Source organism: Lacipirellula sp. (assembly GCF_965279485.1).
Classification (GTDB): Bacteria; Planctomycetota; Planctomycetia; order Pirellulales; family Lacipirellulaceae; genus Lacipirellula.
In genome coordinates this window covers 1,155,975-1,168,370 of the sequence record NZ_CBDIIC010000002.1, presented here as the reverse complement: position 1 = coordinate 1,168,370, position 12,396 = coordinate 1,155,975, and the positions used below count along the sequence as shown (strand labels likewise).

8 protein-coding genes are annotated in these 12,396 nt (G+C 60.2%); 2 read left to right on the top strand and 6 right to left on the bottom strand.

Features of this window, described 5'->3' with window-relative positions:
• Positions 1 to 40 precede the first annotated feature (40 nt).
• Positions 41 to 1,105, bottom strand: coding sequence for a DUF1559 domain-containing protein (locus ACQY7R_RS12310; RefSeq protein ID WP_428308895.1), 1,065 nt, complete (start codon positions 1,103 to 1,105; stop codon positions 41 to 43).
• Here ACQY7R_RS12310 and ACQY7R_RS12305 point away from each other — a divergent pair.
• Positions 995 to 1,408 carry a hypothetical protein gene (locus ACQY7R_RS12305; RefSeq protein WP_428308926.1) on the top strand — a complete coding sequence of 138 codons (414 nt, stop codon included), beginning with the start codon at positions 995 to 997 and terminating at the stop codon, positions 1,406 to 1,408. The genes ACQY7R_RS12310 and ACQY7R_RS12305 overlap by 111 nt on opposite strands.
• A gap of 117 nt (positions 1,409 to 1,525) precedes the next feature.
• Here ACQY7R_RS12305 and ACQY7R_RS12300 read toward each other — a convergent pair whose 3' ends face one another.
• The gene (locus tag ACQY7R_RS12300) at positions 1,526 to 2,527 is read right to left on the bottom strand and encodes a PEP-CTERM sorting domain-containing protein (RefSeq protein WP_428305896.1); all 1,002 of its coding nucleotides are present in this window, start codon (positions 2,525 to 2,527) and stop codon (positions 1,526 to 1,528) included.
• A 96-nt stretch (positions 2,528 to 2,623) separates the two neighbouring features.
• Positions 2,624 to 4,378 (bottom strand): PEP-CTERM sorting domain-containing protein, encoded by a 1,755-nt coding sequence (locus ACQY7R_RS12295; protein ID WP_428305895.1) that lies wholly within the window; start codon positions 4,376 to 4,378, stop codon positions 2,624 to 2,626.
• Positions 4,379 to 5,046: 668 nt separating this feature from the next.
• Between ACQY7R_RS12295 and ACQY7R_RS12290 the strand changes: the two genes are divergently transcribed.
• Entirely contained in the window at positions 5,047 to 5,229 is a 183-nt protein-coding gene (locus ACQY7R_RS12290; RefSeq protein ID WP_428305894.1) for a hypothetical protein, read from the top strand.
• A gap of 149 nt (positions 5,230 to 5,378) precedes the next feature.
• On the opposite strand, the gene ACQY7R_RS12285 is transcribed toward ACQY7R_RS12290, so the two are convergent.
• From ACQY7R_RS12285 to ACQY7R_RS12275, 3 genes are all read right to left on the bottom strand, one after another.
• Positions 5,379 to 8,381 (bottom strand): fibronectin type III domain-containing protein, encoded by a 3,003-nt coding sequence (locus ACQY7R_RS12285; RefSeq protein WP_428305893.1) that lies wholly within the window; start codon positions 8,379 to 8,381, stop codon positions 5,379 to 5,381.
• Positions 8,382 to 8,472: 91 nt separating this feature from the next.
• The gene (locus ACQY7R_RS12280; RefSeq protein WP_428305892.1) at positions 8,473 to 11,487 is read right to left on the bottom strand and encodes an N-acetylmuramoyl-L-alanine amidase; all 3,015 of its coding nucleotides are present in this window, start codon (positions 11,485 to 11,487) and stop codon (positions 8,473 to 8,475) included.
• Between the two features lie 195 nt (positions 11,488 to 11,682).
• Complete coding sequence (locus tag ACQY7R_RS12275; RefSeq protein ID WP_428305891.1) at positions 11,683 to 12,342, bottom strand: hypothetical protein; 660 nt, start codon at positions 12,340 to 12,342, stop codon at positions 11,683 to 11,685.
• Positions 12,343 to 12,396 lie beyond the last annotated feature (54 nt).

Genomic DNA, 12,396 nt, shown 5'->3' with positions numbered 1-12,396 from the left:
TTCAGCGCCCCTGCTTACTTCGGCGAACTCAATCCAATCGCTATGGTGTGGCGACTGCATTGCCATCCTGGCGATCAGCAAGGCTGCCGTGAGTCACCACGTCGATGTCGTACGAAATGGAATGAACCGAGCCATCGCAGTAGACCATGTTAAAAGCTGCGGCATGAGCGCTGCCGAATGGCCGCTCTGGCGTTACGCCGGTCACGCCGCTCCGATCCTGGCTGGGTTGGAAGTTCTCCTGTTGGTCAACTGGCCAGACGGAACTCCAGGCAACGCGTTGGTTGTCCCATTCGAAGCCCGAGTACATTCCTTGGTTCTCGCCCCATGATGGGAATCCTACTCCCGCCATTGCGGAACTCCCTGCGTACACGTCTGCAGGTATGTACTTTTCACCGATCAGATATGTATTGCTGGTGCCGTCTTCGATCCGATTCTCAGCAACTTCGCTTCGATAATGGACGACACCGTTTTGAAAGGCTGGATTCGGGCTGCTGTTGCGATCACCCATGCTGGTAGAGTCGGTGTCAGACCAAGCGGCAGTCTTGCCCCCCGCGATAGTGTCGGGTTGCACAAGTAGGCCGCCGGGCGTGTTCGAGGCGAAGATTCGGCTAGTACCCGCACTCGCGGCGTAATCGCTTTTCACGATGCCAGTCGATTCGGCGATTGCCTGAAGAAATTTCAATTCAGTCTTCAGCGCTCCCATACCCATCGCAACCGATGGGCTAGCTGGGCGACGCGAAGGGCAGCTGAACGCCGGCACAGGCGTCGTGTTCACCTGGATAATAGCTTGTTTGAATGCGTCTGAATTCGTTGCCGCGCCCGTCCCCAGCTTGCGAATGCTGCCGAGTTCCATGAATTCCAACAAGCTATACTGCCACGAACCAGGTTGGTTCTTACCATAGCCGTTATCGGGAACCCCGACGAAGCCGTCGCCCCAGCCACCCGAAGGATACGCCTTCTGTGAATCAAGGTGATTTAGGGATGCGATGCCCATTTGCTTGAGATTGTTTTGGCACTGCGCCCGTCGGGCCGCCTCGCGCGCCGCTTGGACGGCCGGGAGCAGCAGCGCTACCAAGACGCCGATAATGGCAATCACTACAAGCAGTTCGACCAGCGTGAAGCCGGCGCTGCGACGCGACCGCGACAGACGACGGCCAGATTGAATGCCCAGGAAAATCATTACTTAGTTGCTCCTAACCCAGTTCCAGACGCCAACGCCCAACTGCCCGCCACGACGCGCATCCGCGCATTCAGCAATTACTTATTGTTCTCATCGTCGATGCCGCAAGCAACTCGCATTGACGGGATATTTACCCGTTTCTGCGCAGATCACGGCGAACCGCATTCGATCTGCGTTGCTCTGCGGAAACGTGACTACGGCATGCGTCGCCGCGCCACCTTCCTGTAATCAAAAAATCCCAGGCCGACGGAACGTCGGCCTGGGATTCGTAAAAAACGTCACTGACGACTTAAGGAGGCTCCGCGAACTCGAGGAGGCTGCGTCAGCAATGACTACGGCTAACGCTTAGGCACGACGCCGACGAACGGCAACCAATCCCAAGCCCGCGAGGCCAACCAACGCCAGGGAGGTTGGCTCCGGGACGTTGTCGGTGACCCGCACGTTGTCGATCAACGTGAAATCAACCGCGGCGAAGGTGGCCGCCGGGGTGCCGGCGCCGAGGCTCGTGTCGGCCATGCCGAACAGGATGTTCCCGCCGCCCATCGTGATTCCCGTGGTGTTAACGGTTGCTACGAGCGTGCCGTCGATCGTCCAGGTGACGATGGCGCCGACCTTCTCGACAATGACGTTGTGCCAGCGGAAACCAGCGGCGCCTGCCACCGACGTCCCGAACTGCGTGGTCGGGAAGGCGGTGTTCTGAGCAGCTGGCACCGTGGCGCCTGCCGGGAATAGCGTTTGGTAGAGAGCGGCGCTGCTGTTCGTGCTGGCGGCAGCGTAAGTGACCGCGGCGTCGCCAACGACGTAACCAGCCGTCTTCGCGGGGGAGTAGGCGCGGAAGTCTGCAGAGGAAGCTCCGTCGCCCGTAGCGCCGAAAAAGGTGCCGTCAGCGGCGCCGGCATAGTTGGAAACCGTACCCGACGACATGATGCCGTAGGTGGAAAGCTGGGTCGATCCCGAACCGCCAGCGGTGTTTGCAATGCCGCCCGTGGTTCCGCCGATCCAGTTATGCCACCAATCGAATTGCAGCTTGTAATCGCCGGAGAACGACTGCCCCGTCGGCGATACGCTAATTCCGGGGATGATTCCACTGGCTGGGCCCGTTCCACTGATGTTGGCCTGCAGCTTGAGGCCCACGGTGCTTCCGCCCGAGTTCGGCGCCGAGGGAATTCCCATGACGCTGTAGTCGTAGAAGAAATTAGCCGCGTTCGTTCCTGCGCCGTTGCTGTTAACGGTCCAGTTGGGCGTCACGTTGACGTCGAAATTTTCGCTGTAGAGCGTCGCCGCTTGCGCGGAGGCGCCTGCCAGGGCGCACAGCCCGCAGGCTAGCGCCAGGTTCCTCAGAGTCATTAGACATGTCCTTTCTCAGAAGTTGCTACGCACGAAGTACGTTGGAAAACGATTTGCCGCCACTACTGCTCAAACAATTGTCGTTGATCTCAAAAGTTACTTCTTCACTTGCCGACGACGGAGCGCCAGCATGCCGAAGGCTGCTGCGGTCAAACCGCCGACTATGCTGGCGGGCTCCGGCACTGCCGAGGCCGCAGGAGTCGCGGCCGAGGTGCCGAAGTTCGCCTTCCAAGTATCGAGGTCGGCCGTGCTGAGCGGAGTCGGCGAACCGCCGCGCTGCCACAGGAGGAAGTCGGCCCCGTCGACCTTGCTATCGCCATTGAAGTCGCCAGGCAGACCAACGGGGGGCGTGATGGTTTGCACATTGAAGGCGTACGAAGTCCCGTTCCACGTCGTCGTGGCAAGCGAGTGGCCGCCGGGAGCGATGACCCGATAGAGGCCTTGTCCGCTGCTGACGTAGTGGATGTTGCCAGCGGCATCGAAGGCGATGTCGCGACCCGAGACAATGTCAGGCGCAGTCCCTACGACGCGTCGGTTGGCCAAATCCGGAACGCCATCGACCAGCGGCAGCACAGCAATGTCACTATTATTCAGGACCAGCGCGAGCCAGTTTTGGTCAGGCGATACAGCCATGCCCTGCGCATACTGAAGGATATCGCGGTCCGCAGTTGGGTTAGCGGTGAGGGTCCGTGTCGCCAGGAGGGAATTGAAGAGGACCGTCGAGCCATCCGGAGACAGCACAAACAGCGTCGGCGAATTGAGAGCTCCCGCGCGGTATTGCGAGAGGTACCATTTACCGTCAGCACCCCGTTGCATGTCCGTCGCAGCGCCGGGAGTCAGCACCGACGCAATCTTGGTCGGCGTAACTGCTGACGGAAACGGCCCGCTGCCGATATCGTACTGCCACAACGAGTTTGAATCGGTCGTCGAGCCGGCACCGGTCAGATGGTTCGTCGTCAGATCTTCGTCGACGGTGAAGACTTTTAAATTTCCGCCAGCGAGGGAGCCCTCAACGTGGACGGACGTCGTGCTGCCGTGATTCTGGCCGCTCGGCAACGGAGTTACTCCCGTGAATCCCGGGAGGACGTTGATTCCGGTGGAAAGATTCGGAGCGATCTGGATGACGCTGCCGTTGAGGTCGGAGTAGTCCGAGACGTAGACGCTGCCGTCGGATGCGACGTACGGACGGAAAGGGCTGTTCAATCCAGTCGGAGCCGTCGGGCCAGGATTGGTCGACCAAGCGGGAAAGCCGTCGATCATTGGATTTTGGCCGGCATCCGCGAAGCCGTAGGCGTCGCTGCCATCGCTCCGGAGTGCATAGAGTCCTTCTCCGGCAAGAGTGCGGGCCGGGTATGTACCGGACGCGACCAAGGCGCCGGTATTCGAGTTCGCAACGTACGTCGTGCCAAAATTCGGAGCGTTAGGATTGTTACTAACGCTGATTCCGCGGGGGCTGTTGAAACGATTGAGAACGCTCGTGTCATCGCTGATCGTCCGCAAGCCGCCTTCATCTGAGGCAGCAAACAGAGCACTGGTCCCGCCTGCGATCGTGTTGCCGGTCTTCACTGAGTAACCGGTCGCGTCCGTCCGATCAGCAATGATCGAAAACGTGTCGGATGCCGACGTGAGGTTGAACGTCTTCGCGCCCTTGGTCGTGCCGTCGAGGGTTACAGGGGCTCCCCCGTTGATGCTGTAGCTAAGGATGTCTGCCGGCGAATTGAGAATGAAGTTGACCGTTGTGCCGGTCTTCGTCACGTTCGAGGCGTACGAAACGGCCAATGCCGGCGATGCAATCGCGGCTACTCCCGAGGCCGCGACGGCGGCGGCTACTAACTTGATGCGGTGCTTCATCATAGTCTCCTTAAACTTCTCCGATCCGACGGGATTGGCCTAACGCTCGACAAATTCCAGAGGACCACGTTTCGGTTGATTGAATCTCAAATGTCGTTTCTGTAATCGCTGCTCGGCTTACGATGCGAATACGAGTTCGAAGTGCTGGCTCTTCACGATTCGTAGCGACAATTCTTCATTGAAGGATTGCGCAAATTTCACGGTAAATTCTCGTTGCGCGGATCACGCGCTATCTATTCAAACTAATTGCAAATACAGCTTTCTACAACGCGCGCGTCGTCCCTACTCGGGGATGATTTTCTGTTTCCCCGCCTTGCGAAAACACTAGCAGAATCGTGGGAAATTGCGGACGTTCCCGCACAGTCGCGTGCGTCAGCGAAGCTTTCTGAATTGTCAGCTTCGGGGCGTGCGTAGTCACACCGCGACGCTCGTCTGATTGCGGCAAACCACTGTCGTTCCCCGCACGGCGCATCCCGTTCGGCACGCCGTCGGTTCCATCAACCTTGCGCGGCGAGGACATGAGCTGACTCATTGCGGAGAATCGTGGAAAGATCATAGAGCCGGGTCGAATCATGGCACCGCAATTCGGCGGGCCGAGATCGACAATGTGCGATGCTACTGCAGGCTGATTTGACGCATATGAGATACGGCGAACACGACGAACCGAATTGTCCACTGCACATTCGACCGCCGCGCCGGCCGCCACAGCAGGCACGTCGAAAAGGGGGCGGCAAGCCGCCGGCGGCTTCCTCAATAATGAGGAAGCCGCTGGTGCGGCCGCTTTGTCGGATCACTGCCCCCGCAAGATCCAACAAGCCGCCTACGACCCTCATCATAACTTCAGCCCGTAGAAACACGAAACTTTGGTGCGCAGTTTTTTCACTACTTTGCGCAACCATCAACCGCTTTTCCCCGGAAAAGGCGAATTGAGGCAGTCGCGATGCGCATATCAAAGGTGGACCCAAAGTGCGCACATCCACGGAAGCGAGTCAGCGAGATGCTACAACGCGAACGCTGAATCGAACGGGCCGCTACCGATCTCTTCGAAAATCGCTGTGCGGATTGTTTCTTGGCTCTCGTGTTCAGGGGCAAGTTCTAACTCTGAGGAATGCCTCTTCTGGGCTTCGGTTGATGCTCTGACAGCGGCGCCCGATCGCATGAACTGAGTTGATGCGGAAGGTTCCGCCCAAAGTGCACTCTGGGGAGCCGCTCGTCGCTGCGGGGAGTCGCTTGCCGCCCTCAACCTAGGAATGCCCGCGAGACTGTCGAGGTTGGCGGTGGAACGCTCTGTTGGCGCTTGGAAAGATTTCGGCAGTGGCGAGGTCGCGGGCTCCCCTTCTGCGCTGCGGAGGGCGGCTGAAGCCACGGCAGATGGCTGTTGGCTCGCACTGCCGAATTGAGATTTCCAAACATCCAGGTCGCTGCCACTAACCGTGCCGTCGAAGTCGGCGTCGCCATCTGTCTGGGCGGCGTTAGTCTTGCCGAAGCCGCGTTGCCAGGCCAAGAAGTCGGCACCGTCGACGACGCCATCGCTGTTGAAGTCGGCGACGGGAGCCGGCGGGGCAAGGAGGTTGAAGTAGTCGACGACTCGCTGCATGACGGAGTTGCGCGTCGTTGCTGATGTGATGGTTTCAAAGGGAAACGCCAGCATCACGACCTGCGAACCCGAGACGCTATCGGTGTGTTGAATGGCTGCCGCGCCGCCTGTTGCGTAGTTGAACGCCGCCGTAGAGCCTCCGAGTGGTGCGATGCGATCGGGATAGTCGACGTTGTAGAATTGCGTTCCGTTGTCGAAGGCCACGGAGAGGCCCGCGAAAATCGAACCAGCCACGCCTGTGGCGTTGTAGCTGGCTGCATCGTCGGCCACATAGTCGGCTTTCAGAACGTTGTTGTAGAACGAGACGCCGCCGCCTTGCGAGTCGAGATCCCAGCCAATTTCAGAACCGGATAGGAACAACTTGCCCCCATTCGCCAGGTAGGCGGAGACTGCTGTCTGTTCGAGAGCGTCGAAGGTGCGCGTGGTCGTTGATTCCTCGCCGAGAATCCAGAACACGGCTTCATAATCGGAAAGATTGATCGCGCCTGAAGAGACGTACTCGTTCGACGTGGCGTCGATTTGCACATTGGGAGCATTCGCTCTGATGGCGGAAGCAACCTGCACCGCGTAGTCGAACGAATTACTCTGCTGGGGCCGCACGCGTTCGACAATGCCGCCGCTGGCCGTCTGTGTGGGATTCATGTTGCGATCGAGGCGATCGAATCCGTTGACGATCAGCACTTTTTTAGCAGACGCCACCGGCGTCGCCGCCACGACTTCCGATCCGGCGCCTTCGCCCCCAGCGTTGACCGCGACGACCTTGAAGTAGTACGGTCCGGCGGCCGCATCAAGCCCCGTCATCACAAAGCTGGCGGTCGCCCCGCCGGCTACGTAGGTTCCGCCGTCGAAGCCGTAGCCGTTGGTAGAACCGTAAATGCGATACCCGATGGGCGCATCGCCGTTGTAGGAGTTCGCCGTTGGCGGCGTCCAGGAAATTTTTACGGACCCGGCGGACGCGCCTTCAGCGCGGACTTGAGTCACTTTCCCGGGCAGCATCGTAAGCGGCGTTGAGTTGCCGTCCACCGCGCGGAAGTACTTTACGATTCCCTGATAGCTGGCTTTGGCGGCCGCGTCGCGGACGCGAGCGTCGCGCAGCAGCTCCGCATCGAGTTGGTTGTCGTGGAACGCGATTTCAATAATCGTGGCGTCGAATTCCCCGTTGATATAGCTGTTGTTCAGTTCGCCGTAGTTGAAATCAGCTTGGTAGGTGATATTTGAGCCGCGATTGTTCCAGGCGTGCTCGAACTGACCATTTTGCGCGACTAGGTCGCCGTTGATTTCAGTTCCTAGGATCTGCGCGAGTTGGAGCTGATTGGGAGTTGCGCCGCCCGAAGCTGTGTTGTGCAGCACGGTGACGCCGCGACCGCCGCCGGCATTGCTGTGGTAGCTAATCAGAAGCCGATCAGCGAGAGTTCCTTCCTGTTCGCGGTTCATGTACGCCGCGTATCGGGGGCTGGCGCCGACGTTGGCCTCGCCGTCGACGTTCGTGCTCGACGAACGGTAGGAACTGAGGGGTACGCCTTGCGAATGGTCGACCTGCCACTTGATCCAGTAGAGCGAGAGCTCGTCCTCGCGGCTGCGGCCCGAAACGCCCGCGCCCCGGTCTGTGTCGCCCATGCCGTTGCCAAAGCGAATCATGTCGGCGATGACGACGCGTCCCGACTCGCTCGACCGGTTGCTGATTTCCACTGAGCCGGAAGTTCCCGCTTCGAAATAGTAGGTGCCGAGGTAGATCATGCCGTTGCCAACCATGCGGTGGTTGACCGTAACCTCGGTGCTGCCGCCGGAATGGTTGACGCGGTAGAGTTGGTCGGCCGCGCGATCTGAACCGGAACGCGTCCAAGCGTAGACCGGATAGTTTCCAGCAACCGTAATGGTTGGCCGATAGGTGGCGACGGCGGTTTCGGTCGCTGAAGTCGAAGCGTAACGGTAGGGCGTCTCGCCTGCGTCGCCGAAATAAATTGTCGAGTTGCTGTTCGACCACGCCCCAGAGAATGTGACCCCAACGTCGACGTTGTCGAGCACCACCTCGTTCGGCTGGTAGCCGATGGGGCGCATTGGGACGACGGTGGCGCCGGCGCGGAACAAATAGTCGGCGAGGAACGACATCTGGTCTTGATTTCCCAGATCTTCGATCATATTGAGGAGCCGCGTGCGCTGCCAGGACCAAGCGCCGCTGCCGGTGTTGGCTGCCTGGTTCCCGTGGCCCGCGTTGAGGTAGACGATTTTCCTATCTAGGCCGCCATCGGGTTGAACGCCGACGTCGACGAGTCCTGCCGCTGCGAGGGTGACGCGCGATTCGAGCGATTCCATCGATAGCGAACGCGCTCGCCGGCCGCGGGTTGCGTTCGTCGAGAAACGCTGGCGTTTCCGTGCGGTGCGATTGGCGATCCAGTTCCAACTCATGTGGTTTTCTCTTCTGCCCAGAAGGCGTTCCGCGGCGACGGCGCGGCGCGAATAGCAAGCGTGCTCGCTGATCAACCGGTCAACGCCGGAATTACAGGAGCGTGACCCAATCGCCGTCCAGGGGATGATCGTCGAAAGCCTGGTCGACTGCTTCGGCGACGGTTGTACTGCGGGAGCATCCCAACTCGATGTTGCGGTTATCTCGCGGCTGCATCGACTCCGCGACGCTGTCGATTTGTCGCAGTGCAGAAGTTTGTATGGCAAGGCGGCTCTTCGCTGATGCGAGGGAGGGGGCAATGCCCCTGGCCTTGTCCGTCGAAGCCCGTTGACTCAACCAGCCAAACGACATCGGAACGGCGGACGCTGCAGCCGGTTCTTCCGTAGCATCGGGCGCTGCCAACATCTCTGCCGAGGCGCCGCTTAGGGCGAAAGATGTAGCTGGCGGCGCCGCAACGTTGCCGTACTGCGACTTCCAGGTTTCCAGGTCCGCGCTATCAACGGCGCCGTTCTGGTCGGCGTCGCCTTGGGCCAGCGTCGGAGCGGCGGCGCCGAAGCCTCGCTGCCACGCGAGGAAATCAGCGCCATCGACAACGCCGTCGCCGTTGAAATCGCCTGTGGGCGTCGGCGGAGTGACAGCGCCGACGCCGAAGAAATCGAGGACGCGGTCCATCACTGCAGCGCGATTGGCGGCGGTGGTGATGGTTTCAAAAGGAAAGCCGAACACGACAATGTTGCCGCGACCGCCGGTTCCGGCGACCTGGACCCCTGCACTGCCGCCGGTTCCGCCGCTGTAAGTCAGCGCGGAAATCGCTCCGGCTTGCGGCGCGATCGCATCGGGGTAGCTCACGTTGTAGTACTGCGAGCCATCATCGAACGAGAAGGTCAGACCGGCGAATATCCCGGCCGCAGGAGCGACGACGTTGTACGTGTTCGCATCGTCGGCGACGTAGTTAGATTTCAGAGTTCCTTCAAAGAAGCTACGGCCGTTGTTGGCTTGATCAAGATCCCAGCCGATTTCGCTGCCAGTGACGAACAGATGTCCGCCGCCGGCGATGAATGCTTCAACTTTCGTTTGCTCCGTCGCGTCGAATGTGCGGTTCGTCGTCGACTCGTTGCCGAGAATCCAAACTACGGCGTCGTAGTCGGCCAAATTGACGGCGCCGCTGACAATCGCCTCGTTGCTTGCGCTGGCGACGTTCACGCCGCTAGCAGAGGCTTGAATCGCCTCTGCAACTTGCACGGTGTAGTCGAAGCTATTGTTGTAACGGGCCCAAACGCGATCGACCAAGTTGCCGGTTGGTTCATAGTAGGCGTAGCGGGCGTTCTGCGTGCGGTCGAAACGATCGAAACCGCTGACGACGAGAATTTGCTTTGGCCCGCCGCTGGGCAAGACGTTTAGGACCTCGGAAGACTTTGATTCGCCGCCGGCGTTGACGGCGACAATCTTGAAGAAGTACGGAATGGTTGGATCGTAGCCGGCCAGCGTTGCGGTCGTCGTGCCGGCGCCCGAAACGAGCGTGCCGCCGTCGAAGCCATAGCCGTCGGCCGAAGCGTAAATGCGGTAGCCCGTGGCCGCAGCGCCATATACGCCTCCGGAGGGCCCGGCAGACCATGTGAGCGTCACTTCACCTGACGCATTACTGACGGCGGACGCAATCTTCGGCGCCGAGGCCACCGTGGTGGGAGCGTTCAATCCCCCCCAGGCGTCGAAGTATTCGAGAACGGCTTCGTACGTGGAGCGGCCGATTTGATCGCGAACCCTGGGGTCGCGCAGCATCTGCGAGTCCAGCGTGTTGTCGTGGAAGCCGACCTCGATGATGGTCGCGTCCATCTCGGCGGAGGCGCCCAGATCGATCTCGCCGAAGCCGCCCGAACTGGAGTGGGTGGTTCGATTGCTCCAGTTGTTTTCGAAGACGCCGTTCAGCGCCTGCAGATCCTGGTTGATTTGTCGGCCGGTGAAGAGCGCCAAGTCAGTCTGGTGAGGGGTTGCGGCGTCGGAGTCGTAGACCCCCATCGCGCCGCGGGCGGTCGCCGTCGCCGGATTGCCCGTCGTGCCGTTGGAATGGAAGCTGATGTAGACGCTGGTTCCAAACGGGTTGGAGTTCTGATTCATGTACTGCGCCATGTTGGATGGCGCCGAGACATTGCCCGTCCCCAATACTGACGAGGGAGTGATCCCCATGCCCATGCTGCGGTACAGCCAAAAGTACGAGCTTTCGTCCTCGCGCGGGTAGCCCGAAACGGTTCCTGTTCCGAACCCGCCGGCGCCCTCGCGGAGGTCGCCCATGCCGTTACCGAATCGAATGGCGTCAGCGATGACGACCTTGCCGGCCGCACCCTCGTTGCTGATTTGGACCGAGCCTATGCTGGCAGAGCTGCCAGCATCAAAGTGGTAGGTACCTAGGTAGACCCAGCCGCTGCCAACTTTGCTGTGGTCGACGCGGATCTGCGTTTGCCCGCCCGTATGATTGATTTTGTAGAGCTGCGACGTCCGATCCGTTCCCGCGAGAACCCATGTGTAAACCGGATAGAACCCCTCTTCCGGGATGTTCGGGGTATAGGTCGCGACGGCGGTTTCAGCGCCCGCGGCCGTGCTCGCATAACGGTACGGAACCGTATCGGCCGTTGCGCCGTAGTCTTCGTCGTAGTACCTGGTGCTGGTGCTGTTCGACCACGCCCCGGTGTAGGTCACGGCAGGCAAGTCGTTATCAAGCACCACTTCATTTAGTTGGTGCCCCACCGGCCGCATCGGCACAACCGTCGCTCCAGCGCGGAGCAGGTAGTCGGCAAAATAGGTGAGCTGGTCCTGATTGCCGAAGTCTTCAACGATCTCGTTGTAGTCTGGCCGGTCGGAGAGCCAGCCGTTGTTGGTCGACCCGCCCTCGTACTCGATGCCGTGACCGCCTGACGTATAGACGATTTTGCCCGTCAGCGGGCCAGTTGGCTGGTAGCCAACGGGAACCAAGCCGTCTGCCGCGAGGGCGACCCGAGGCTCCAGCGTTTCGAAGCGAAAGCTGACGTTGGGGGCGACTGCCGGCAGCTTGCGACGACGCCCGCGCGTAAGTTGACGCGCAGCAAAATTGAATAGATCAAACGAACGAGCCATGCCGTCGTGCCTTCCTCTGTCTGTTCCGAAACGAGAAGGGATCGTCGCACGGCTGCACAACGACCCACTGCGCATTGTAATCGCCGCAGCCATTTTCGGAACAAAAGAACGCGAGTAATTGCTCGCTTCTGCGCAGCCTTTAGGGTGGCATGCGCATTTTTAGCCCGTTGCGGTGAAGTGCAACTTGCTCGTCGGCTACTCGAGCATCGGGTCGAGACGGGCGACGTAGGTCCGCCTGCGATCGACCTTGCCATCGTGTCCTTTGGCGTCGGCAAAGTATTCGACGCGATCACCAACGCCGTTGGTCGACTTTTGCGAACTGCGGTATTTCAGGCCGACGACGGTTTCGCCTTCACGAACCCAATCGACAAAGACGACGCTATGGCCCGTCTTGTTGGTCCGCCAGATTTGGACGAAATCGCCCGGCCGGGCGTCCATGAGATCGGTGATTTCCTTACCGATGCCGAGCCGTTCGACGGCCAGCGCGCACTGCCGTTCAGCGGCTTCCTTGGTCGAGCCGTACCACTCTTTTTGAAACTGTCGCACGGCGTCGGCACTCTTACCGCGGAGCAGACCGCGCTCGCGGGCCGCCTCCATCGCCACGGTAAACGTGAAGCCGCTACAGTAGGTACCCTTCTTTTGGGCCGGCAGAATCGTTTCGCCTTCGTGGCGAATTTCGTGCGGGACGCCGCTCCCGCCGTCCCAGACGTAGGTTCCGCCGTCGGGAATTGCCGCGGCAACCGCTAGGACGTCCTCGGCCGGTGGCGCCGATTGTTCCGCTTGTAGGGGAGAGATTCCGAGCCAGCAGAGTAGGCACAGAAGCGTGCCGCTGGATGTTTGGATCGATCGCGTCATTTTCAGTCCCAGCTTCTATCGCCTACAATCGTTGCTGCCGTTTTCGCTGTCCCA